18 protein-coding genes are annotated in these 22,875 nt (G+C 71.7%); 8 read left to right on the top strand and 10 right to left on the bottom strand.

Annotation, left to right across the window (positions count from 1 at the left end; translation table 11 throughout):
- Positions 1-240: 240 nt before the first annotated feature.
- Both rpsG and rpsL read right to left on the bottom strand, forming a co-directional pair.
- Complete coding sequence (rpsG, locus tag WME73_RS04695; RefSeq protein WP_012233474.1) at positions 241-711, bottom strand: 30S ribosomal protein S7; 471 nt, start codon at positions 709-711, stop codon at positions 241-243.
- Between the two features lie 37 nt (positions 712-748).
- On the bottom strand, positions 749-1,147 hold the full coding sequence (gene rpsL, locus WME73_RS04690; RefSeq protein ID WP_012233473.1) for a 30S ribosomal protein S12: 399 nt from the start codon (positions 1,145-1,147) through the stop codon (positions 749-751).
- Positions 1,148-2,555: 1,408 nt separating this feature from the next.
- Here rpsL and WME73_RS04685 point away from each other — a divergent pair.
- Complete coding sequence (locus WME73_RS04685; RefSeq protein WP_437744331.1) at positions 2,556-3,302, top strand: hypothetical protein; 747 nt, start codon at positions 2,556-2,558, stop codon at positions 3,300-3,302.
- 57 nt (positions 3,303-3,359) lie between these two features.
- Here the strand turns inward: WME73_RS04685 and ppk1 are convergent, their stop codons facing one another.
- Positions 3,360-5,573: a polyphosphate kinase 1 gene (ppk1, locus tag WME73_RS04680; protein WP_437914890.1), complete on the bottom strand. Its 2,214-nt coding sequence runs from the start codon at positions 5,571-5,573 to the stop codon at positions 3,360-3,362.
- Positions 5,574-5,766: 193 nt separating this feature from the next.
- Between ppk1 and panC the strand changes: the two genes are divergently transcribed.
- Complete coding sequence (gene panC, locus WME73_RS04675; protein WP_437914889.1) at positions 5,767-6,657, top strand: pantoate--beta-alanine ligase; 891 nt, start codon at positions 5,767-5,769, stop codon at positions 6,655-6,657.
- Positions 6,658-7,356 (top strand): dTMP kinase, encoded by a 699-nt coding sequence (gene tmk / locus WME73_RS04670; RefSeq protein WP_437744328.1) that lies wholly within the window; start codon positions 6,658-6,660, stop codon positions 7,354-7,356. It begins immediately after the preceding gene.
- Between the two features lie 82 nt (positions 7,357-7,438).
- On the opposite strand, the gene WME73_RS04665 is transcribed toward tmk, so the two are convergent.
- Positions 7,439-8,791 (bottom strand): hypothetical protein, encoded by a 1,353-nt coding sequence (locus tag WME73_RS04665; RefSeq protein ID WP_437744327.1) that lies wholly within the window; start codon positions 8,789-8,791, stop codon positions 7,439-7,441.
- 634 nt (positions 8,792-9,425) lie between these two features.
- On the opposite strand from WME73_RS04665, the gene WME73_RS04660 reads away from it, so the two are divergent.
- Complete coding sequence (locus WME73_RS04660) at positions 9,426-10,565, top strand: vWA domain-containing protein (RefSeq protein ID WP_437914888.1); 1,140 nt, start codon at positions 9,426-9,428, stop codon at positions 10,563-10,565.
- Between the two features lie 36 nt (positions 10,566-10,601).
- Here WME73_RS04660 and WME73_RS04655 read toward each other — a convergent pair whose 3' ends face one another.
- Entirely contained in the window at positions 10,602-11,774 is a 1,173-nt protein-coding gene (locus tag WME73_RS04655) for a tetratricopeptide repeat protein (RefSeq protein ID WP_437914887.1), read from the bottom strand.
- Between the two features lie 338 nt (positions 11,775-12,112).
- On the opposite strand from WME73_RS04655, the gene WME73_RS04650 reads away from it, so the two are divergent.
- Positions 12,113-12,334, top strand: coding sequence for a YdcH family protein (locus WME73_RS04650; RefSeq protein ID WP_437744324.1), 222 nt, complete (start codon positions 12,113-12,115; stop codon positions 12,332-12,334).
- 271 nt (positions 12,335-12,605) lie between these two features.
- On the opposite strand, the gene WME73_RS04645 is transcribed toward WME73_RS04650, so the two are convergent.
- The 5 genes from WME73_RS04645 to WME73_RS04625 form a co-directional block, all read right to left on the bottom strand.
- On the bottom strand, positions 12,606-13,115 hold the full coding sequence (locus WME73_RS04645; RefSeq protein ID WP_437744323.1) for a hypothetical protein: 510 nt from the start codon (positions 13,113-13,115) through the stop codon (positions 12,606-12,608).
- A gap of 120 nt (positions 13,116-13,235) precedes the next feature.
- On the bottom strand, positions 13,236-14,393 hold the full coding sequence (locus WME73_RS04640; RefSeq protein WP_437914886.1) for a serine/threonine-protein kinase: 1,158 nt from the start codon (positions 14,391-14,393) through the stop codon (positions 13,236-13,238).
- Positions 14,394-14,429: 36 nt separating this feature from the next.
- Complete coding sequence (locus tag WME73_RS04635) at positions 14,430-15,809, bottom strand: serine/threonine-protein kinase (RefSeq protein ID WP_437914885.1); 1,380 nt, start codon at positions 15,807-15,809, stop codon at positions 14,430-14,432.
- 78 nt (positions 15,810-15,887) lie between these two features.
- On the bottom strand, positions 15,888-17,282 hold the full coding sequence (locus WME73_RS04630; protein ID WP_437866048.1) for a formylglycine-generating enzyme family protein: 1,395 nt from the start codon (positions 17,280-17,282) through the stop codon (positions 15,888-15,890).
- On the bottom strand, positions 17,279-18,745 hold the full coding sequence (locus tag WME73_RS04625) for a formylglycine-generating enzyme family protein (protein WP_437914884.1): 1,467 nt from the start codon (positions 18,743-18,745) through the stop codon (positions 17,279-17,281). Before WME73_RS04625 ends, WME73_RS04630 begins: the two co-directional genes overlap by 4 nt.
- A gap of 164 nt (positions 18,746-18,909) precedes the next feature.
- On the opposite strand from WME73_RS04625, the gene WME73_RS04620 reads away from it, so the two are divergent.
- The 3 genes from WME73_RS04620 (at position 18,910) to WME73_RS04610 (ending at position 22,513) form a co-directional block, all read left to right on the top strand.
- Positions 18,910-19,857 carry a hypothetical protein gene (locus WME73_RS04620; protein ID WP_437744318.1) on the top strand — a complete coding sequence of 316 codons (948 nt, stop codon included), beginning with the start codon at positions 18,910-18,912 and terminating at the stop codon, positions 19,855-19,857.
- Positions 19,858-19,883: 26 nt separating this feature from the next.
- Positions 19,884-20,906 (top strand): PEGA domain-containing protein, encoded by a 1,023-nt coding sequence (locus tag WME73_RS04615; protein ID WP_437914883.1) that lies wholly within the window; start codon positions 19,884-19,886, stop codon positions 20,904-20,906.
- Between the two features lie 173 nt (positions 20,907-21,079).
- A complete protein-coding gene (locus WME73_RS04610; protein ID WP_437914882.1) occupies positions 21,080-22,513 on the top strand; it encodes an AAA family ATPase in 1,434 nt (477 codons plus the stop codon).
- Positions 22,514-22,875: the final 362 nt, after the last annotated feature.

Below are 22,875 nucleotides of genomic sequence, written 5' to 3'. Positions count from 1 at the left end.
TCCAGCCCGGCCCGCCTCCGTTATGGCGGGCACTTGAACCTGGAGAGGGTGTCGGGGTACAGCAGCAGCTTTTCTAGGTCCCGCGAGGGCGAGCGCTGTCGCGCTCCCTCGAGAGGACCGGCTCTGTAACCCGATCCTTATGTCAGCCGTGCCATCTCGCTCTACGCGTCTCCTCGCCTGGGGATGGGACCTGAAATGACGAACCAGCGCAGATCCGGGATCTGCGCTGGCCTCGCTGACCTACCAGCGGTAGTGGGCGAACGCCTTGTTGGCCTCCGCCATCTTGTGCGTGTCGTCGCGCTTCTTGACCGCGTTGCCGCGGTTCTGCGCCGCGTCGACGAGCTCGGCGGCGAGCCGCTCGCGCATCGTCTTCTCGCCGCGGCCGCGCGAGTAGGTCACGAGCCACCGCATCGCCAGCGCGACGCGACGCTCGGGGCGGACCTCGACGGGGACCTGGTAGGTCGCGCCGCCGACGCGCCGGCTCTTCACCTCGAGCTTCGGCTTCACGTTGTCGAGCGCCTTGCGGAAGACGTCGATCGGCTCCTCCTTGAATCGGTCGCGCACGATGTCGAACGCGCCGTAGAGGATCCCCTCGGCGGTCGCCTTCTTGCCCGACTGCATCAGGGAGTTCGTGAACTTGGCGACGAGCTTGTCCTTGTACTTCGGGTCCGGAATGATCTTCCGCTTCGGGACTTCGCGACGACGGGGCATCTTCGTTCCTCTGCTCGGCTTTCGCGCGTTGAGGCTGTCAGGCCTTCGGGCGCTTCACGCCGTACTTCGAGCGCTTGCGGTTGCGGGTCGCTTTGTTGGTGGAGCTAGGCCCGGCAGCGCCGGACGCGTCGAGCGTGCCGCGGACGACGTGGTAGCGCACGCCCGGCAGGTCCTTGACACGGCCGCCGCGGATGAGGACGACCGAGTGCTCCTGCAGGTTGTGGCCTTCGCCCGGGATGTAGCTCGTCACTTCCATCTGGTTGCTCAGCCTGACGCGGCAGACTTTGCGGAGCGCCGAGTTGGGCTTCTTCGGCGTCGTGGTGTAAACACGTACGCACACGCCTCGCCGCTGCGGGCAGGACTTGAGCGCAGGAGAGGCCGTCTTGTAACGAGCGGCCTCGCGGCCTTGGCGGATGAGCTGGCTGATGGTCGGCATAGTGACGCGGATTTCCACCTGAGGGATGGGGACGCGCAGGATACCCAGGAGGCGACCCATGTCAAGCGGGACGACACCCGTTCGTGTTGGATGCGCCAGCGTGCCGTTCGTTCGCGTCGATCCCGTGCGTCGCGCCCGCCGCGTCGGTCGCATCGTTCACGTCGGTCGCGTCGGTCGCGTCGGTCGCGTCGGTCGCGTCGGTCGCGTCGGTCGCGTCGGTCGCGTCGGTCGCGTCCGTTGCGCTGGCCGAGGCGCGGCATCGTGCGTGTCGGGCGCGTCGGTCCCGCCGCGCCTGCGGAGGCCGTGTTCTGCGCGTCCCGGCCCCGCGCGAAGAGCTCGTGGGTCGCGGCGCGCGGCGGGGGCCGTCCGTGCGCGTCTCGTTCGACGGGGCGCTCGGCGTGCGACCGCGGCTCCCGGGACGCGCGGGTGCCTGCGCCCGCCGCACGAGTCGGACGCCGACACGCGCCGCGGGCCCTTGGCGGCCCGCCTGCTGTTCGGTACGGTCGCTGCGTGGCGAAGAAGCTTTCACGCGCCCAGCGTAAAGAAAGCCGGCGCAAGGCGCCGCAGAGCAGCGTTGCGTCGAGGCCTGCGTCCGACGTGGACACGGGGGGCGCGGGGCCCTCGTCGCGCGGCGATCAGAGCGACAGCGCGACAGCGCGAGGCCCCGCGGTAGCGCGCGTCGATCCGACGGCGAGCCGAAGCGGCGACGACCCGCGCGGCGCGCGCACACGCGGCGCCGCCGCGCCGAGCAGCGCGGAGCCCGCGCGGGCGCGCGACGCCGGCGATCGATCCCATCGGAGAGGCGGCGTCGAGGCGCAGCCTGCGCGAGCGCGCGGCGGAAGCGCACAGACGAAGCCAAAGCGAGATCGCGCGCTCCTTGTGTTCCTGGGCCTCGTGGCGCTCGCCGCGGTGATCGTGTTCGCCGCGCAGTCCCCCCGCGCCCCAGAGCGCGCCGCGCCGGAGCCCGCGAGAGCCGCTCCGGCAAAGACACACGCCGCGGAGCCGTCCACCGCGTCCCTCGCCGCGCCGACGGCGACCGACGAGCTGCCGGCTCCACCTCCCGTCGACTCGTCACCGCCAACGATCGTCACCGCCGAACCGCCCGCAGCAGAGACGGCGCGCGCTGCAACCCCGCAGCGTGCTGCAGCCGGCGCCTCGTCAGAGGGGACGGCTGCCAGCGCTTCTCCATCAGGAGCAGCCACCGTAGCAGCCGCAGCCGCCCCGCCCAAGAAGCGCACCAGCGCACCGAAGCCGGCCGCCGCCCCGCCCGTGGCGACGCCGGCAGCGGGGGCGACACCGGCAGCGGGGGCGCCGACAGCGGAGGCGGCGCCTCCGCCGGAGCCGGCGCAAAAGCCTGCCGAGCTTCCACACGAGTGATCGCAACCGCCGTGATGAAAGGACGCCCGAGATGCTTCGCTTGAATGCTTCGCCCGACGCCGCTCGAACGCCGGGCCGCTCGCCGCGCGCCCTGCCGCTCGGCGTCGCGCTGTCCGGCCTGCTCGCCGCGGCGACGGCGGGCGCGCAACCGGCGCCGCCACCCGCTCCGCCGGCTCCCTCCGCGCTGCCCGCTGCCTCCGTGCCGCCCGCTGCCTCCGCGCCGCCCGCTGCCTCCGCGCCGCCGTACCCGGCGGTTCCCTACCCGGCGCCGCCGCAGGAGGCCCCGCGGGCTCCGCCAGGGGCCTCGCCGGGCTATCCGCCGCCTGGTCCCCCGGGCGGCTACGCTCCGTACGGCGGCGCCTACCCTCCGCTCCCGCCGGGCTACCCGGTGACCCCGGCGGAGATCCCGCCTGCTCCGCCCCCGGTTCCCCTGCGCCGGAAGAGCCCAGGCCTCATGCTGGGCGGCATCGCGCTCACCGCCGGCGGCACGATCGCGTTCTTCACCGGGACGGGCCTGCTCGCGTCGGCGAGCAACAGATACGAGATCTACTGCGATTTCGGGGGCTTCACGGGCATCTGCGAGACGCGCTCCGACGGGCGCCGCCAGCTCGCCGGCGCGCTCGTCTCCGTGGCGGGCGGCATCATGATCGCCGTGGGCATCCCGCTCTGGGTCATCGGCGGGAAGAAAGTGCCGGTCAGCGACGCGACGCCCAAGGCGTCGGCCCAGACCACGCTCTCGCTCGGCCCCGGCTCCGCCGCATTGCAAACGCAGTTCTGAAGGGCTCCCCGCGCGCGAGGTCGCGGGGCGGCCTCTACCGCTCCTGCGCGTCGTCGCTCAGGGCAGACCCTTCTTCTTCTTGGCGCCCTTGCGGTGGCGCGGCCCGCCGTCGTCCGTGCCCGCGGGCATGCGGAGGATGTGGAAGCGCCCGCCGCCGCGCGCCAGCGGATCGCTGAGCTTCACCCGCTCGCGCGCGAGCTCGATGAAGCGGTGCTGCGACCGCAGCTGGGGGGCGCCGGCGGGCTGCTGGAGCTTGTGGTAGCTGCCGTCGCTCGCGAGCTCCCAGGTCTTCGCCGTGTCGGACATCACGGTGTTCAGCATGTCCTCCACGCGCGCGCGGGTGGCGGGCTCGATGATCGGGATCATCAGCTCGACGCGGCGATGGAAGTTGCGCGGCATCCAGTCGGCGCTCGACATGTAGATCTCCTCGCTGCCGCCGTTCGCGAACCGGAACAGGCGCTTGTGCTCGAGGAAACGATCGATGATCGCGCGCACCTGGATCCGCTCCGACAGGCCCGGGATCCCCGGCCGGAGGCAGCAGATGCCGCGCACGGCGAGCTTGATGTCGACCCCGGCCTGCGACGCCGAGTAGAGCGCGTCGATGACGTCGACGTCCACGAGCGCGTTCATCTGCGCCACGATCTCCGCCTTGCGCCCGGCCCGCGCGTGGGCCTCCTCGCGCGCGATGAGGCCCAGCACCGCCTCGTGCAGGCCGAGCGGCGCCACGAGGAGGCGGTTCCACTTGGGCGGCGCGCTGTAGCCGGTCAGCAGGTTGAAGAGCGACGTCATGTCCTCGCCGATCTCCCGGTTCGCCGTGAACAGGCCGATGTCGGTGTAGAGCCGCGCGGTCTGCGGGTTGTAGTTGCCCGTCGACAGGTGCACGTAGCGGCGCAGCTTGTCCTTCTCGCGCCGCACCACGAGCAGCGCCTTCGCGTGCGTCTTCAGCCCGAGCAGGCCGTAGATCACCTGCACGCCGCTCTGCTCGAGCGTCCTCGCCCACTGGATGTTGCTCGCCTCGTCGAACCGCGCCTTCAGCTCGACGATGGCCGTCACCTGCTTGCCGCTCTCGGCCGCGCGCGCGAGCGCCTTCAGGATCGGCGAGTCGCCGCCGGTCCGGTAGAGCGTCTGCTTGATCGCGAGCACGTTCGGGTCGTCGGCGGCGCGGGAGACGAACTCCGCGATCGGATCGAACGACTCGTACGGGTGGTGCAGGAGCACGTCCTGCTCCCGGATGACGGCGAAGATGTCCTCGACGTCCCGGAAGAGCGGCGGGACCTGCGGCGCGAACGGCTCGTCCCGGTACTCGCGGCGCTCGTCGTCCGCGACGATGCCCATGAGGTCGGCGATGTGGAGCGGCCCAGGCACCCGGTAGACGGCGTGCGACGCGTCGACCTTGAGCGCGCGGCAGAGCCGCTGGACCGAGGTGCCGGCGCCCTCGCCGAAGCCGATCTCCAGGCGCACGGCGTTGCCGCGATCGCGCCGGCGGAGCTCGGCCTGGATCGTCTCGAGCAGGTCCTCGCCTTCCTCCTCGTCGATCTCGAGGTCCCAGTTCCGGGTGACGCGGAAGGGGTACGTGCCGCGCAGCCTGCCCGAGGGGAAGAAATCCTTCACGTGCCGAGCGATCACGTCCTCGAGCAGGACGAACGCGCGCGTCGCGCCCTCCACGCGGACCCGCATCAGCCGGCTCAGCCCCGGCGGCACCTGGATGACCGCGAAGCCGGGCTCCTGCGCTTCATGCTCCCGGGAGAACATGATCCCGAGGTTGATCATCTTGTTGCGCAGGTGCGGGAACGGGTGCCCCGGATCGATCGCGATCGGCGTGAGGATCGGGAAGATGTCCGTGCGGAACCGCTCGTCGAGCGCGCCGAGCTCGGTCGCGTCGAGCTCATCGGGCCGGACGATCACGATGCCGGCGCGCTGGAGCGCCGGGATCAGATCCGAGTGCCACAGCTGGTAGGCGTCATCGACGAGCGCGTGGACCCGCGCGCTGATCGCCACGAGCTGCTCGTGGGGCGTGAGCCCGTCCGGCGGCACCTCCGCGATCGTGCGCTGCGTCTGCGCCTGGAGGCCGGCGACGCGCACCATGAAGAACTCGTCGAGGTTGGAGAAGAAGATGCTCAGGAACTTGAGGCGCTCGAACAGCGGCACCTCGTGCGACCTGGCCTCGGCCAGCACCCGCGCGTTGAACTCGAGCCACGAGAGCTCGCGGTTCAGGTAGTGCGTCGGGTCGCCCTCGATCGGGATCGCCCCCGGGGCGGCCGATATCGACACCGGGCCGCTGGACGGAGCGGAGCTCCCCCCGGACCGCGCGCTGGAGGGGCCGCTCGGGCGCGGTGCAGGCCCGGCGACCCGAGCTGAATCCACGTCGTCTTCTGAGTCGGGAGCGAGGGCGCTATCTGGGGTGGACGGCGGGTCAACCATGATCGAAGCTCCGATTTTGCCGTACGTCTGATAGGGTTCAACTATGGAGTTTTGGCGACATCCTGGCGACCTCAGGGTGGCGTGCGACCGGGCTCGTGCGGGAGGGAGCCGCGTCGGCCTCGTCCCGACGATGGGCGCGCTCCACGCAGGCCACCTCGCCTTGATCACGGAGGCGCGGCGGAGGACGGACTTCGTGGCCGTGACCATCTTCGTCAACCCGACCCAGTTCGGCGCGGGAGAAGACCTGGCGCGCTACCCGCGGACGCTCGAGCGAGACCTCGCCGCCTGCGCGGAGGCCGGCGCCGACGGCGTGTTCGCGCCGGACGTCGCGGCGATGTACCCGCCCGGCGAGGAGACGCGCGTGCGCGTCGGCGCGACCGCGGGCCCGCTCTGCGGCGTCCATCGGCCCGCGCACTTCGAGGGCGTCGCCACCGTGGTGACGAAGATGCTCTCGCTCGCTGGCCCGTGCGTCGCCGTCTTCGGCCGGAAGGACTACCAGCAGCTCCAGGTCATCCGGCGGCTCGTAGCCGACCTGTTCCTTCCCGTCGAGATCGTCGGTGCCACGACGGTGCGCGAGCCGGACGGCCTCGCCATGTCGTCGCGGAACGCCTACCTCTCGCCCGAGCAGCGGAGCGCGGCGCGCGCCATCCCGCTCGCCCTCGCCGGCGCGTGCCGCGCCTTCGCCCGCGGCGAGCGGCGCGCCGCGGCGCTCCTCGAGCCCGCGCGCGCGCGCCTCACGGCCGCCGCGACGAGCATCGATTACGTGGACCTCGCCGATCCGGAGTCCCTGGCGATCTGGAGCGACTCCGCGGCGATCGGCGATCGGGCGCTGCTGGCGGTCGCCGTCCGCGTCGGGACGACGCGGCTCATCGACAACGTCGTGCTCGGGGAGGACGCGCCGCCCGTCGTGGAGTCGAGCGAGGAGGCGAGCTAGATGCCGAAGACGAGAGGCGAGCAAGAGAGCCCCGCGTCGCGCCCGGCGGGGGAGGCCGGCCGTGGCGTCTTCGTGGTGTTCGAGGGCATCGACGGCGCCGGCACGAGCACGCAGGCCGAGCGCTACGCGGCGCACCTCAGGGCGGCGCGGCGCATGGTCCACGTCACCCGAGAGCCGAGCGCCGGGCCGGTGGGCGCGCTGCTCCGGCAGGTCCTGACCCACCGGATCTCGCTTCCCGGCGCCCGCCAGGCGGAGGTGATGGCGCTCCTCTTCTCGGCCGATCGCCTCGATCACCTCGGCGCCGAGATCGAGCCGCTCCTCCGTGACGGATACGTCGTGATCTCGGATCGCTACGACCTGTCGAGCCTGGCCTACCAGTCCACGACGGCGGGCGAGGACGGGGCGGGCTCCGGGGCGATCGTCGAATGGATCCGTGAGCTCAACCGCCACGCCCTGAGGCCCGACGTCACGGTGGTGATCGACGTGGCGCCCGAGATCGCCGAGAAGCGCCGCCGCGGCCGCGGGGGGGCGGCGGAGCTGTTCGAGAAGACAGAGCTGCAGGCGCGGCTCGCGGAGGCGTACCGCCGGGCGGAGGAGCTCGTCCCGGGGGACCGCATCATCCATATCGACGGGGATGGCCCGGTCGACGAGGTCTCCCGGGCGATCACGGCGGCGCTCTCGGCCGTCGTGGAGCGGTGAGCCAGGGTCCCCGCTCGAACATCGGAGTCGAGCTGCCGAGGGCGCAAGGTCGCTGAGCCTCCCCGCGCCCCCGTCGCGCGCTCTACGGACAAGCCGCGTTCGCGATCTCCACATCGTCGACGTTCCAGCTCGACACGGTGTCGACGAAGGCTTCCCGCCCGATCTCGTAGCCGAAGCGGACGCGCAGGCTGGCGTTCTTGTAGGGCGTCAGGTCATGGACGACCTTCGTCCAGGCCGAGTCGCGGACGCCGGGGTACGCCCCCGACTCGAAGAGCACCTTCCAGCGGACGCCGTCATAGACCTCGACACGGTTCGTCATGTGAGGCGTCTCATCGCTGTTCAGGAGACGCCAGAACGTCAGGTACACGCCGCCCGCGACATCGGCGTTGACGACCGGGCTCGTCAGGTAGAAGTACGGGTGGACCCCGAGGGGCGCGTTCCCTCCGATGACCACGCCGGCCACCCCGTTGTCCGACGTCGCCGTGTGATCGAGCGCCGGATCGGCGTGCCCGTAGGTCTGCCCGGTTGACGCCTTCGCCGCGCCGATCTGCCAGGTCGGACCGAGCTCCCACCCGGCCCCGTCGCTCTCGAACGTATCCCGGAAATAGACCACCGGCGTCCCCGCGGCGGCGCCGCCCTGACAGACACCAGCCAGGCAGGACTCCCCCACGGTGCACGAGTCGCTGTCGACGCAGACCCCGCCGTCGGGAACCGGGCGCGCCGTGCACACCCCGGCCTCGCTGCAGACGCCGCGCGTGCAACCGACCGCCTGCGAGAGGCACGACTCCCCCGGGGTGGGGATGGAAATACAGGCGCCGCTCTCGTCACAGACGCCACGATTGCACTCGTCGGTCCCAGAGAGGCAGGCGCCGCCCGGTCCGATCGGCTCAGCATAGCAATTGCCAGAGCCCGGATCACAGGCGCCATCGTTGCACCCGACGCTCAGCGCGCTGCAGTCCTTCGGGACGCCCCCCTCGCAGCGGCCGCTCTGGCAGGTCTTGCCGACCATGCAGAGATCGCCGGAGTCCGCGCACGGCGCCCCCTCGTTCCCCGGAACCGCCTCGCACGCACCGGTGGCCGGGTCGCACGCACCAACATGACAGGAGTCCGGCACGTGGAAGAAGAAGCAGTCCCGCGGCGTCCCGACGCAGGCGCCGTCCAGGCACGCCGCGTCGAGGATACAGCGGTCTTCCGTCGCGCACGGGGCCCCGTTCGCCCTCGGCTCCACCCCGCAGCGAGGCGCGCCGCCCGCGTCGACGCACGTGACCACGTGACAGGCGTCCGGCGCGAGGCCGCAGTCCTCCTGGGCCCCGCCCTGACAGACACCCTCCTCGCACGTCTCGCCGACCGTGCAGGCGTCCCTGTCGTCACAGGGCTCCCCGCCCGCGCTGGGGACGAGCTCGCAATCGCGCGTCGCCTCGTTGCAGACGGCCATGACACATTGCGAGGTCGGAACGAGCGAGCAGTCTATCCGGCACGGCGCGCCGTCCCCGCCTGCGCCGCCCCCTCCGCTCGAGACAGCCCCCCCAGCGGCGCCGCCGGCCCCCGCCGGGCCCGAGCTGCCCGCGGATGTCGCAGTCGAACAGCCGAGATCCGTCAGGGCGACAGCGGAAAGTACCCATGGAATCCACCTAGTCATGTTCGCCTCTTTCCAGCAAGCGTGACGCACCTCGTGGGAATTACGCGTCCTTCGCGGCTGCGCAAGGAAACATGATGTTTCGGCGCGCGAGCACCCGGAACGGTCGGCGCGCTCAGCGACGAGCAAAGACGCCGAGCCCCGCCGCGCCGGCGCGCGCACGAGACCGCGAGAGCAACGAGAGCTGCAAGAAGCAACGAGAGCTGCGACAAGCGACGAGAGCCGCGACAAGCGACGAAAGAAGAGAGAGCAACGACAGCACGACACGAGCGGGGCTTACAAACCGGAGAGCCCCTATCGCGCCTCGATCGAGAGCTGCATACACTGACGAGATCGTCTCGGAGCTCGGCCACCCCTCGATAGACAGACCACTTCGCGCGTGGAGCCCCGCGGCAGCGAGCCACGTCGCACCCATTTTCAGAGGAGCGCAGAGATGTCCTTCCGACGTCATTTCGTGTTTGCCCCTTTCCTCGTCGCCACCGGGATCGCGGCGCAGTCGGGCGGCTGCGCGGCCACCGAGGACGAGAAGCCCGCGACGATCCCCCCGCCGGATGACGCCGCGAGCGGCGGCGGCGGCGGCTCCTTCGGCGTGAGCAGCGCGAGCGGAGACACGTCGCTCGGCGAGGGGGGAGGGCTCGGCGGCGCCGGCGAGGGCGGCCTCGGGGAGGGGTCCTCCTGCGCCCAGGCGAGCGCGGAGGCCACGCTCCTGCCGCTCGATATGCTCATCCTGCTCGACCGATCCGGCAGCATGCTCGGCTCGAAATGGGTCGGTGTCACGAACGCGCTCTCGGCGTTCGTGACCGACGCCGCCTCGGCCGGGATGAACGTGGGGCTGACCTACTTCCCGCGGAGCAGCGATGGGCAGAGCGATTGCAACCACACGAGCTACGAGGAGCTCGCGGTCGCCATCGGCGAGCTGCCGGTGAACACGCCGGAGCTCACCGCCTCCATCCAGAGCACCTCGCCCGGCGGCGGGACGCCCATGCGCCCGGCGCTCCAGGGGGTGCTCACGAACGCGACCGCCTACAAGGACGCGAACCCTTCCCACAAGGTGATCGTCGTGCTCGCGACCGACGGCGATCCCTCGGGCTGCTCCGGAAACACCGTCGCGAGCACCGCGGAGATGGCGCAGAGGGCCCTCCGCTACAACGGCGTCCAGACCTACGTCGTCGCGGTGCAAGGCTCGACGCTCACCAACCTGGACCAGATCGCCGACGCCGGCGGGACGACCCGCGCGTTCGACGTCACGGCGGACATCACGGCGTTCTCGGCGAAGATGGCCGAGATCCGCGCGTCGGCGCTCCCGTGCGAGCTCCTCATCCCCGCGCCGCCCGCGGGCGCGGTCCTCGACACGAGCCGGGTCGCGGTCAGGTTCGCGCCCGAGGGCGCGAGCCCGCTGGAGGTCCCGAAGGCGGACGACGCAGCGGACTGCGGCACGGGGCCGGGGTGGTATTACGACGACGATGTGCTCCCGAAGAAGATCATCCTCTGCCCCGCGTCCTGCACGACGGTGCAACACGAGGTGCGCGCGGAGCTCGACGTGCTCTTCGGGTGCGCGCCGAAGCTGAACTGAGCCGCGCGGGCCCCACCCCCGCCGCCCGCGCGGGGCTCACGGCCGCTTCGGCGCCGCCGTCTTCAGGGCGTCGAGCGCGGCGAGGAGCTCGGCCTCGGTGAACGGGAGCCTCGCGAGGGCCGCCTGCTCGTCGGCGAGCGCGAGCTCTATCTCGCGCTGCGCGTCGCGGGCGCGGAGGACCCACGCCGACGACTCCCCGGTGCGGTCGCCGAGGCGCACGGTGCCGGCGAGCATCTTCTGCCCCTTCTCCAGGAGCACGCGGTAGCGCAGCCGCATCGCCCCCTCGAACAGCTGCCTCTCCCTCGGGGTGTCGGCGCTCCGCGGCGGCGGGACCTGCATCACGTCGCGGTGGAGCTCCTTGTAGAGCTGCCCGATGCGGTAACCCGCCATCGCCGACCAGTGGGCGTCGAGGCTGCGCATGGCCTCGGTGTAGGCGCTCTGCGCGTCGAGCAGCCCCTGGCAGCGGCGCTCGAGCGCCTCGGCGAAGCTCGCCGGCACCGGCACGAAGGAGATCGCCTCGCTCCGGCGCCGCCGCACCTCGCCGAGCGCGAAGCTCACCTGCGCGAGCTCGATCGGCGGCTTGCCGGACTCGCCGAGCCGGTGCTCCTCGATGAGATCGCGCGCGAGCGCGACCTGACGCGCCGCTTCCTCCACGAGATCCTGCTCGACCAGGCCGAGCGCGAGCGCGCCGCGCGCCTCGATCGCCTCCAGCACGCTCAGATCGCCGAGGCGGAGCAGGCGGCGCGACACCTCGACGAGCTCGGGCCACCGCTCGAGGGCGGCCGCCGCGCGCGAGAGCCGGAAGAGCGCGCCGCGCGCGACCGCGTGGTCCGGGAAGCGCTGCGCGACCTCGCGGTAGCGCTCGGCCGCGAGCGCGCGGTCGCCGAGCGCCTCGTGCGCGAGCCCGGCGTTGAACAGGCTCGGGGGCGCGACCTCGCCGCCCGGCGCGAGGCGGGCGAGCCGCTCGAACAGGGGCGCCGCCTCACGCGCCTTGTCGGCCAGGAGCAGCGCGCGCGCCCGCTCGAACTCCGCCGCGAGCTCGGCGTCCGAGTAGGGCGACACGACGACCGGCGCGAGCTCGACCGGCGCGCGCGCCGAGGCCGGCTGCGGCGATCGCGCCCGCGCCGGCACGTTGGCCTCCGAAGTGCATCCGCCCAGGACGACCGCAAGGGCCAGAAGGGCGACCGAGGTGGCGCTGGAGCTCGACATTGCCGGGGAAGAATAGCCCCACGTTCGAGGTTGTTCCGCAACGTGCATGGACGGAGAGTCCGGCCCGGCCGTCCGGGACACCGGTGGATTGCTGTACGCCGTAGGGCAATCCCTGACTACAACGGCTGCTCTGTGAAATTGCAGAATGGCCTCGCCCGACAAAAAGCCTGCATGGATCCGCCATGTTGCGGTAATCTCGCATTCGTTCATCAGGCCGCTGTCTCGGCGTGTAGCTCGGTCGGCGGCGTTCTCCTCTCCAGCGACGATCAGAACGAGGGCTTCTGTTGTGGGCCCTCGAAGGCATCACGGCCCCGTTGTGGGGCCTTGGAGGTGGGCACATGAAGCATCAGATCATCTCTCCTCGCGCGGTGACTGGAATCGGCCCGGAGCAGCGGCTGAGCATGGCGGAAGCGCGTCATCGCGAGCTCGACTCACGCCTCAGGCAGCTGGGTCGACGGGCGTTCCTGACACCGGGGGAGAGAATGGAAGCTGCCCAGCTCAAGAAACGTAAGCTCGCCGCGAAGGACGAGATCGAATCCCTGCGCCGGCGGTCGTCGTAGCGAGCGACCCCTCGCCGACCCTCGATCCTGCGCCACACACGGCGCACCCTCCGCCCCTTTCCGTTCTATTCCAGACATCCCGCGCGCCCACGCAATGGGCCGCTCGCACGCAGCGCGCGCCGCACGGATCTGCGCGCGCTGCTGGGACGCACGCGCGCCCGATCGCCACGGCGGACGTGCCGGCCGGCGGGGACACGCGCACGCAATGCGCTGCTCGCACCCGATTCGATGCCCGCGAGGCGCGACGAGCGGGGACGTCAGCGCGCGGCGGTCAGAGCGTGGGCGCCGACGGCTCCGACTCCGACGGCGGCTCCTCGGGCGACGCGGGAGCGTCGGACGGCGGCGCGGCGCCCCCCTCCGGCAGCGCCTCGGCGCCGCCGTACACGTCGCGGTTGAGGTCCGCGAGGGTCTCGGTCAGGCGGTTCTTCTGCTCGCTGGTGATGCCGCCGGGGGCCTGCTTCTCGGTCGCCGCGGCGAGCCCGAGCCAGTGGCGCGCGTTGTCGCGGTAGCCCTTGCGCGGATCGGCGACGCCGGTGCCCTGCGGCGCGAGGTCGGCCAGGCGGTAGTCCGTCATGCCCCGGAGGTAGGCGTACTGCGCCCGCTCCGGGACCGAGAACGAGTCCTGATCGTGCTCGAGCACCCGGAACAGCGCCAGCGCCTGCTCGAACCGGTTCGCCTCGTAGTGGCTGCGGGCGCGATCGAGATCCTGCGTGTAGGTCGCGCAACCCGACGCAAGGGCGAAGGACGAGAGAAGGAGGACACACGGGACCAGGCGGCGCATGCGCGCAGGGTATCTCCCGTGTCGCCGGGCGATCAAGCACGAAGGCAGCGCGCCACACACCACGCGCCATGCTGGCCGCTGACGCGCGCCGCGCGGCGCTCGGCATCCAGCGGATCGCCGTCAGCGCAGGAGCGTCGCGGCGAGGACGCCGCTCACCGCGAGCAGCGCGACCGCCAGCAAGACGACCGCCCAGACGAGGCCGCGCGCGGGCGCAACAGGGCGCGCGGCCGCGACCGCGCCCGGCCCCGTCGCCGACGACAGGGGGGCGACCGGGGGCTGCGGCGCAGCGGCGACCGGCGCCTGGCCGTCGCTGGAGGGCAAGGCCACCGTGTCGGCCGTCTCCCACACCCCGGCAGGGGGGCGCACGGCCGAGGGCGGCTTGCCGTCCGGGAGGCCCGCGGAGGAGCCGCGATCCATCGAGTCGGCGACGCCCGACGCCACCATGAACGCCTCGGAGAGCTCCCGGGCCGAGGCGAAGCGCGCGTCCGGCTCGACGGCGAGCGCCTTCCGCATCCAGGCCTCGACCTCCACCGGGATGCCAGCGCCCGGCGCCGCCGCGGTCAGCGCGGGCGGGGGCGCGCCCAGGATCTTGGCGATGAGCGGCCCGAGCGCCGGGGCGGTGAAAGGACGTTCCCCCGTGAGACACTCGTAGACCACGACGCCCAGGGACCAGAGATCGGACCGGTGATCGACGCTCTTCAGGCCTTTCGCCTGCTCCGGGCTCATGTAGTAGGGCGTCCCGAGGAGCGCCCCCGTGCGCGTGGGATCCATGCCGGTGATGGCGAGCGCGTCTGTCACCTTCGCCACGCCGAAGTCGAGGATCTTGACGATCTCCCCCTCATCCTCGCGCGCGATAAAGAGGTTCTCCGGCTTGATGTCGCGATGGACGAGCCCGACCTCGTGGGCGCGCGAGAGGGCGCGGCAGACGTGAGAGACGATCGTCGCCGTCTCCGCCGGCGTCAGGCGCCGGCGCGCGGAGAGGCGATCGCGCAGGCTCTCGCCTGCCAGACACTCCATCGCGATGTACGGTAATCCATCGTCGGTGAGGCCATGGTCGAGCACCTTGACCACATGGGCGCTGCGGATCCGCGCCGCGATCTGCGCCTCACGATCGAAGCGCGCCCGGGCGGTCGCGTTCTTCGCGGTCTCGACGTCGATGAGCTTGATGGCCACCGGCGTGCGCAGCGACAGGTGCTCTGCCAGCCACACCGAGCCCATCCCGCCCCTGCCGAGGAGCCGGGCAAGGCGGTACTTCCCGGCGATACGTTGACCTTCCATGGCGCGGGAGCAGGGTAACGCGGGGCGCGCTCGCCGTCAGTACGGGAGTTGGTCGACGATCCCCCGCGCTTGCGTCGCCGGCGCCGACGGCGGCGGCGGTGTCGCCGATGTCGCCGGTGTCGCCGGCGCCTTCAGCGTGCCAGAGAGCGCGCTCGGTGAGGGCCGCCTGGACGACGACGCCGCGGACGGCGCGACGCCTGCGACCGCAGGCTCGTCCCGAGCGGGTAGGGGCGGAGCGGGCGAGCTCGACATGGATGCTGGAGGCACCGCGAACGCCGCGGGCGGCTCCACCACCGCTTCCGCCGAGGCGGGGACCGGAGCGGCAGGCCCGTCCGGCGGCGGGGGGCGGAGCGCAGCGAACACCGCCACGAAGGCCACCACGAGGAGCGCCGCGAACGCGAACGCCCTCTTCAGCGATCGCGCGCGCCCGCCGGGGGCCGCGAGGGCCGGAGGCGCCGCGACGGCTCCCGAGATCAGAGGCGCGGCGAGCGGCGCGAGCGCGCCGACGAGCTTGCCTCCCGCGAGCGCGCCCGCCGACGTGGGATCGGTGTAGCGGCCGAGGACCTCGACGAGCGGCGCCAGATCGTCGAGCCGATCCTCGCGCCGCTTTTGCAGGCAGCGGTCGAGCACCCCGGCGACGTCCGCGGGCAGGTCGGGCACGGCCGAGCGGATCGACGGCACCTCGCGCTGCAGGAACGCCGTGTACATCTCGCCGAGGTTCTCGAACTCGAGCGGCCTCCGGCCGGTGAGCGCCTCGAAGAGGATGACGCCCATCGCCCAGATGTCCGCGCGATGATCGATGTCCTTCTCGCTCATCGCCTGCTCGAACGACATGTAATGAGGCGTCCCGAGGATCGAGCCGGTGCTGGTGTTGCCTCCCTGCGTCTCCGAGCTGATGGAGGTCGGGTCGAGCACCTTGGCGATCCCGAAGTCCAGCACCTTGGGCACGCACCCGCCGGCCTGCGGCTCCGAGAGGAAGATGTTGTCCGGCTTGAGGTCGCGGTGCACGATCCCCTTCTCGTGCGCGGCGCGGAGCGCGGAGGCGACCGGCACGAGGAGGCGCGCCGCCTCGTACAGCTGCAGGGCGCCCCTGCGCTTGCGCAGCCCGGAGAGCGGCTCGCCGCGGAGCAGCTCCATGACCATCACGGGCGTGTGGTCCTCCTCGAAGACGTCGAGCACCTCGATCACGTTCGGGTGCTGGATCGCGGTCGCCGCCTTGGCCTCGCGGAGGAAGCGCCGGGTCTGCGCGGCGTCGGCGACGCCGCGGATCATCTTGAGCGCGACGTCGCGCCCGGTGCCGACGTTCCTGGCCGCGTACACCTCGCCCATCCCGCCGCGGCCGATGAGGCGCTCGATCCGGAAGCGCCCGGCGATGATCTTGCCGGCCGGGAGGGAGCCCTGGAGATCGTCCGACACGAGCGGCAGCGTACCGTGGTTCCCAGCCGGACGCAGCGGTTCGCGGTCGCCGGCCGGCCCCGATCCGCGGCAGCGCGGTCACATCGGCTGCGCGCAGCGGAAGCCGGTGGCCGGGTTGAACGCCGACGCCCTCTCATGGCTGCGCGCCGTGGCCCGGGCCCCCAGCTTGTAACCCGACCAGGAGCTCCCGCGATAAGAGAAGCCCGGCGCCGCGCCGGGGGCCGGCGCGCGACACACCGGATCGACGAGGAGCGGCCCGCCCGACTGCCAGCAAGGCGCGGCGTAGGGAGCGAAGGTGTCGGCCACCCACTCGGACATGCTCCCGGCGAGGTTCCGGATGCCAAGGGCGGTCACGTCGCTCGGGGCGCCTCCGGCGACAGGCCCCCAGGGCACCGGCGCGTCGAGCGGCCGACAGCCGGAGTTCTCGAACACGTCCTGGTCGACCTCCCCGCCGCCCCGGCCCCTGCCGAGGAGCGCCATCGCGCAGAGATCCCCGCCGTTGCCCCAGGGATAGGCGGTCTCGTCATCGAGGTTGCCGGCCGCGTACTCCCATTCAGCCTCTGTGGGGAGCCGCAATCCCCGCGCGGAACAGGCCTCCTCCGCCAGCGCGTGGGTGACGCAGTTGACGGGCAGCGCGTCGTTCGCGCCGTCGGACACGCCGAGATACGTGCAAGCGCCCAGATCCGACCCCGGCGCGTCGATGTCCCTGGCCACGGGCGCTGATCGGATCTGCCCTGTCGCCACGAGCTCCCGGACCGTGCCCACGGTCACCTCGTCCGCGTCGAGCGCGAACGCGCCGAGCTGCACGAGGCGCTCGGGCTGGCTCAGCTCGTCGAGATCGATGGTGTATCCGGGTCGCGGCGTCCCGAGAAGGAACACCCCTCCGGGCACACACACCATCCCCGCCGGCGCCGGCCCCTGGCAGGGTACCGGGGCCGCGCTCGGCCAGGAGCCGGGCTCGGGCCGGGCCTCGACCTCCGAGAGCAGCGGGAGCACCGGCTCCGGCGCGAGCGCGCCCGCCTCCGGGTCGCAGGTCGCGCGCTGCTCGGGGAGGCTCGGGACGCCGAAGCAGCGCATGGACAGATCGAGGGCCACGTGTGTCTCGCCATCGAGCGGCGGGAGCCTGGCCACGGCGTCGATCAAGGCCGGACCGCGGGGAAGGCCGTCGGGGCCCGCCTGCTCGGCCCGGTAGAGCCGCGCGCGGACCCGCACGGCGGCGCCTTCCTCCCGCGGGACCACGCCGAAGCTGACGGGCAGGCTGTCCGGCCCATCCACCCCGATGAGCCGCATGCACCCGGTGCAGATCGCGCCCTCGCCCATCACCTCGAGCAGCAGGTGATCACCGAACCGGGGCGCCGGGGCGTCCGTGGAGACGCTGACGAGCCACTGGCGAGGCTCGGGCTCGCAGGCCGAGAGCGCCGAGAGCAGAAACCCGGCGGCCGCGAGCGCCGTCGACAGGCCACGAGCCGTCACGGCGCACCTCCCGCGTAGACGCACCGGAAGCCGTGAAGCGAGTCCAGGACATCGCCTCTCCGGAACGCGGGCCTCGTGTTCGCGGGGCCGCTGGCCCAGTCTCCACCGCGGGCGGCGCGCGCGTTGATGCCTTCATCGTCGCAGCGGGGCTCGACGAAGATCCCCGGCGCGCTCCAGCAGCCCTCTCCGTACGGAACCAGCTTGTCGGCGCACAGCTCGCTCAGGCTCCCGCCGAGATCCAGGACGCCATCCCTGGAGCTGTCGCCCAGGCCACCGCACGTCGCCGAGGGCCGATGCGAGCCGACCTCCTCCGGCCCCGGATCGCCAGGGCACAGCGTCCCCCGCCCGGCGCTCGCCGTGCAGCACGCGGGAGACGCGTCACCCCAGGGATAGATTCGCCCCTGCCCTCGACCCCGCGCGGCGTGCTCCCACTGCGCCTCCGTCGGCAGATCACCGCCGCTCGCCCTGCACGCCTCCCGGGCAAGGCGCCACGAGATGCAGTTGAGGGGATATCCATCGTTCGCTCCGCCTTCGGCGCCCAGCCAGCGGCAGTCTGCGAGCCCTGCCCTGCTCGGATCAGGCCCGGCGAGGTCATCACCCTCCGCGTGGAGGAGCCCCTCGTTCAGCAGCGCACGGAGACGGCCGACCGTGAACTCCGTCCTGTCCATGAAGAACGGGCCCACATGCACCGGCCGCGGCGGCACGACCGAGACATAGCTCTGCTCGTCGACGCCGGCGAGCTCGGCCTGGCCGATGACGCTGAATCCGCCGGGGATGCAGGCGGCATCGGCGCCCTCGGGCGCGGCGCCGCAGGGGACCTCCCGCGCGCGCGACCACGTGCCGGCGCGCGTCACGCCCATCTCTGCCCCTAATCCGACGAGGACACCCTCCGATGGGACCGCCGTCCGCCTGGAGGCATCGATGCATGTGTGCGGCGGCTTGCGCAGCGACGCGGGCACGCCCAGGCAATCGGCCGAGAGCGTGAGTCGCACCGTCACCACGCCAGACGTCGGGAGCGCGACCTCGATCAGCCGGTCGATGGCGGCCTCTGGCGGAGGATCGATGGTCGAGAACACCCTCCCCTCGATGGAGTCCTTACCCCGCGCCGCGACGGCGCCGCGGAACGCCCGGATGCGCAGGCGGAGCACGGCGCTCCCCTCCTCCGACGCGGCCACCCCGAAGGAGAACGGCCAGGACGAAGGGTCCGGCAGGACGAAGTTCGCCGTGCAGTCGACGTCATCGATGCAGCCGGGGCGCCACGCGCCGTCGAACCCGTCGATGCGCACCGTATCGATGACCGCCTCCGGCGAGATGGAGGGGTCTGCCAGGAGCTGCGCGGCGACCGGCGCGTCGGTGTCCACGACGACGACGAGCTGCGGTCGCTCTCGCTCGCCGCAGGCGCCGGAGAGCCCCGCCGCAGCGAGCACGACGAGGATCGAGAGCGCGCGTGTCGGTTCGACCACCTGCCGCCTTTCGCCTTTCTCGTTGCCGCCCGACAGGACCCAGGGGTAGTCTCCTCGCTATCATCGAGGAGGGGCGAGGCCAAGAGGGTTCTTTCGCTTCTTCATCCGAATCCCTCGTCACCCGAATCACCCGAACATCGCTCTGCCGCTCGCGAGGAGATTGTATGTCGTGGGTCACCCGGCCAGTGCTCGCCGCGCTCTCCGTAGCCACCGCGGCGGCGCTCTCCCCCGCGTGCGACGGCGATTCCCCATCCGGAGATCCGGGAGCGGCGGCGAGCACGGGATCGGGCGCCGGCGGCGGCAACGGCGGTGATGCCACGTACGGCGCGAGCGCGTGCGGTACGTGCGTGGAGCAGACAGCGTGCTTGTCCCAGGTGAACGCGTGCGCGGCCGACCCGGGCTGCGCCGCCTACCTCGACTGCCTCGACGCTTGTCCGCTGGGCCCGAGCGGAGACGCGGACATCGCGTGCGAGCAGGCGTGCCCGCCCGTCACCGGCTCTCTTGGCCAGAGCGCGAAGCAGGCCTTCATCGACTGTCGCCTCGCCGGCCCGGGCGCGGAGTGCGCCGGTTGCGGTCAGATCCCCGCCCCGACAGACCCGGATTTCAACCAGACGTGCTCGCCGTCGACGGATCCGAACACCTGCTACAAGTGCGAGGACGAGCGCTGCTGCGAGACCTACCAGGCTTGCAGAGACGACCAGGATTGCCAGGACCTGGTCACGTGCGTCAAGGCGTGCGCCGAGGACCCGGATGACGCGGCCTTCTCGCCCTGCGAGAGCGCGTGTTACCAGGCGCACGCCGGCGGCTACGTCGCCTACAGCCACCGGATGGCGTGTATGCAGTACTTCTGCTTCGACGACGACGCTTGCGGCAACGAGCCGCTGGACCCCTGCGTCAAGTGCCAGAACCTGCACTGCGCCGATGAGATGGCGGCTTGCCAGCATGAGATCGAGTGTGCGTTGCTGGACAACTGCAAGGTCCCGTGCGACGTCGGGGACCAGGCCTGTCTCATGGGGTGTGACGCGATGTTCCCGGACGCGGTGGCGACCCACGAGGCCGGGCTCGATTGCGCGCTCGCCCACTGCGAGATCGCTTGCGGCGGGACGGACTGAGGGGGCGGCCAGGGACGAGGGGTACGATGCGGACACGATGGATCCTGGGTGGCCTGGTCATGGCGGCGGTCGATCTCTCGACGGCCGGGCGCGCGCGCGCCGAGGCGCCGGCCCCGGCGGAGGCGCCGGCGGTCGATGAGCGCACCGCGCGCGGCAGGGCGGCGTTCCTGCTCGGCGTGCAGCGATCGAAGGACGCGCAGTGGGGCGAGGCGCTCGCCGCCTTCGAGGAGGCGGCGGCGGCGCGGGACGCGCCCATCGTCCAGTACAACATCGGCTTCTGCGAGCGCGCCCTGGGCCGCTACGTCGCCGCGCGCCGCACCTTCCGCCGCGTGCTCGCGGGCACCGAGGGCCTGGCGCCCGCGCAGCTCGACGACGCGAGGGCGTTCGTCGCCGAGCTGGATCAGCTCGTGGTCCGGGTGGCGGTCACGCTGGATCCCCCGGGCACCCCGCTGACCGTCGACGGGCGCGCGCTCCGGCTGGCCACCGACGATGGGACCCGGGTCTTCGTGACGCTCCCCGGGTCCGCCGAGCGCGCGGCGGCGCCGGTGGAGAAGAGCTTCACCGTGGAGCTCGACCCCGGGGTCCACCTCTTCCGCGCGGCGCGGCCAGGGCGCCAGGATGCGTTCGTCCAGAAGACCTACCGGCCGGGGGAGAAGGCCACGCTCGATCTGCACCTGGACATCCTCCCCGCGCGCGTGGCCGTGCGCGCGGAGCCGGCGCAGGCGCTCGTGCGTGTGGACGGCCGCGAGGCCGGGCTCGCGCCCATCGACCTCGAGCGGCCGCCGGGGAAGTACAGGATCGAGGTGGTGCGGGACGGGTTCGAGACGTACGCGGCGACGCTCGATCTGCACGCGGGGCAGCGGGCGGATCTGACGGCCAAGCTGATCCCGGTGCGGCCGTCGCTGTGGACGCGGTGGTGGTTCTGGACGGGCGCGGCGGCCGTGGTGACGGGAGGCGTGGTGCTGACGTACGCGCTGACGCGGCCGGAGCCGGACTACAACGGGGGGAGCCTGAACTGGGTCGCGGAGCCGGCGGCGATCAGGTGGTGAGGAGTGTCAGGCGCGCGCGGCGCGGCGGGGCCAAGAGGGACGCCACGCTGCGCGCGCGGCGAGCGTCGGTGCGCTCGCTGGGCGGCGCGCCGACGAGCGTCCAGGCTGCGCGGGACGGGGCATCGGGCAGCCCGGCAAGCCGCACGGAAGCGCGGACATGGTAGGGTCGAGGCATGATCACGCGGTTCGAGATCGACGGCTTCAAGTCGCTGCGAGATTTCGCGGTCGATCTGGAGCCGCTGACGGTGTTCGTCGGGCCGAACGGGGCGGGAAAGTCGAACCTGCTGGAGGCGATCGGGCTGCTGGGGCGGCTCGCATCCATGTCGATCGAAGAGGCGTTCAAGCTCGGACGGGGGCGGGTCGTCGATCAGTTCAGCCGCTCGGGGGGAGAGGCGGGGAAGACGATTTGCTTCGCAGCCGAGGTGTTGCTGCGAGACGCGATTGAGGCATTCGATGACAGCGCGCCACCGCTGCCCAGCCGGTATAGATACGAGCTCGTCATCGAGCGTAGGATACGTCCATCAGGCGTCGAGGAGATCGCGGTCGCCGACGAACAGCTGCGCGTGCTCTCCGGCAGCGAAGATTCAGCGAGACCAAAGACCATCTTTCGACAGAACGGGCAAGATCAACGAGAGCGACTTCTGTCCATCGCGCCTAATCTAGAAGGTGGAGAGGCGAACACCATCAGGTGTCCGCACACGCACTCAGCGCTCGGCTCGAGGTTCGCGGGAGCCGAACGTTATCTCCTCCAATTCAAACTCGATGAGAATACGCGCGCGCGGCTGGCTGCACTGAAAGAGTCCATCGGCGCACAGCCCACCGACATTGGCCTGATCAAAGCGCTACTGGAGGCAGAGACTCAGAAAACAGGAATCGACATATCGAAGACGGAAGAAAAGGGATGGAACGCCGTCATCGATGCCATCGCCGACGAGCTCTCCTATTTCCGGCTCCTTCAGCTCGACGCCGCGCGCCTGCGGGAGCCGAGCGAGCGCATCGCGTCGGACGTGCTCGCGCCGGACGCCTCGAACCTGCCCACCATCCTGGCAGATCTACCCGGGCCTATCCTCGGTGAGATTCGCGCCGATCTCGTTTCTCTCATCCCGGGGCTCGCCGGCTTCGACGTCGTGCCCAACGAGGACAGCTTCCGCATCGAGTTCAAGCTGTCCGGCGGCGAGCGCATCCCCGCTCGCCTCGCTTCCGACGGAACGCTGCGCGCCCTGGCGTTGCTCACAGCGCTCCACGTCGATCCCCGTCCAACCATGATCGGCATCGAGGAGCCGGAGAACGGGATTTACCCGGGACGTCTGCGCACGCTGCTCTCGCTGCTTCGTGAGATAGCGACTTCAGGAGACGAAGCTTCCAGGGGTCCGGTTCAACCCGCCACGCAGCTGCTCCTCACCAGCCACTCGCCTGTCGTCCTCGCCGCGTTCCGGGACAGCCCCGAGCATCTGCGCTTCCTCGATCTCGTGCGACGCGACGGCCGACTCGCGACCCGCGCACGTGCGGTGGGTGAGCTGAAGGCACCGGGCGACGGCGCGCACGTCGTGTCGCTGCGCGAGGTTGACGCGCTCCTCCAGTCCGCGACCAGCGAGGCCGCCGAATGACCGGAAGGCGGCTCTATCTCCGCGCAGGACTCTACGCGGAAGGCCCGAGTGACTACGACTTCCTCTTGCCGCTCCTCGATCGCTTGCTGCCAGCGCTCGCGGCGCCGCTGTTCCCAGGGACGAACGAGGTCGAAGCGAGCCTCGGGATCGATGCGCCACCCCCGGCGCAAGGCGAGCGCGCCGAGCGGCTCGCAGCTGCCATCGCCGACCGCTGGGCGGAGTGCACGCTGTTCGCCCGAGCGCCTCTACCGGTTGTTCGACGAAGAAGTCAGCCTGGAGGCGCTGCGAAGGCTGCCAGCGTTCCAGCTCTTCGAAGCGGAGCTCGCTGGAGCGATCCGCGCCGTGGCGCGCTCACAGGGTTG

This window comes from Sorangium sp. So ce302 (assembly GCF_051530145.1).
Classification (GTDB): domain Bacteria; phylum Myxococcota_A; class Polyangia; order Polyangiales; family Polyangiaceae; genus Sorangium; species Sorangium cellulosum_B.
Note: the sequence above shows the minus strand (reverse complement) of the source record. Positions and strands in the feature narration are given on the sequence as shown.

Excerpts from the sequence above, each read along its gene's own strand:
- rpsG (WP_012233474.1), bottom strand. The coding sequence starts at position 711 with ATGCCCCGTCGTCGCGAAGTCCCGAAGCGGAAGATCATTCCGGACCCG.
- rpsL (WP_012233473.1), bottom strand. The coding sequence starts at position 1,147 with ATGCCGACCATCAGCCAGCTCATCCGCCAAGGCCGCGAGGCCGCTCGT.
- WME73_RS04685 (WP_437744331.1), top strand. The coding sequence starts at position 2,556 with ATGCTTCGCTTGAATGCTTCGCCCGACGCCGCTCGAACGCCGGGCCGC.
- panC (WP_437914889.1), top strand. The coding sequence starts at position 5,767 with ATGGAGTTTTGGCGACATCCTGGCGACCTCAGGGTGGCGTGCGACCGG.
- tmk (WP_437744328.1), top strand. The coding sequence starts at position 6,658 with ATGCCGAAGACGAGAGGCGAGCAAGAGAGCCCCGCGTCGCGCCCGGCG.
- WME73_RS04665 (WP_437744327.1), bottom strand. The coding sequence starts at position 8,791 with ATGGCCGTCTGCAACGAGGCGACGCGCGATTGCGAGCTCGTCCCCAGC.
- WME73_RS04660 (WP_437914888.1), top strand. The coding sequence starts at position 9,426 with ATGTCCTTCCGACGTCATTTCGTGTTTGCCCCTTTCCTCGTCGCCACC.
- WME73_RS04655 (WP_437914887.1), bottom strand. The coding sequence starts at position 11,774 with ATGTCGAGCTCCAGCGCCACCTCGGTCGCCCTTCTGGCCCTTGCGGTC.
- WME73_RS04650 (WP_437744324.1), top strand. The coding sequence starts at position 12,113 with ATGAAGCATCAGATCATCTCTCCTCGCGCGGTGACTGGAATCGGCCCG.
- WME73_RS04645 (WP_437744323.1), bottom strand. The coding sequence starts at position 13,115 with ATGCGCCGCCTGGTCCCGTGTGTCCTCCTTCTCTCGTCCTTCGCCCTT.
- WME73_RS04640 (WP_437914886.1), bottom strand. The coding sequence starts at position 14,393 with ATGGAAGGTCAACGTATCGCCGGGAAGTACCGCCTTGCCCGGCTCCTC.
- WME73_RS04620 (WP_437744318.1), top strand. The coding sequence starts at position 18,910 with ATGTCGTGGGTCACCCGGCCAGTGCTCGCCGCGCTCTCCGTAGCCACC.
- WME73_RS04615 (WP_437914883.1), top strand. The coding sequence starts at position 19,884 with ATGCGGACACGATGGATCCTGGGTGGCCTGGTCATGGCGGCGGTCGAT.
- WME73_RS04610 (WP_437914882.1), top strand. The coding sequence starts at position 21,080 with ATGATCACGCGGTTCGAGATCGACGGCTTCAAGTCGCTGCGAGATTTC.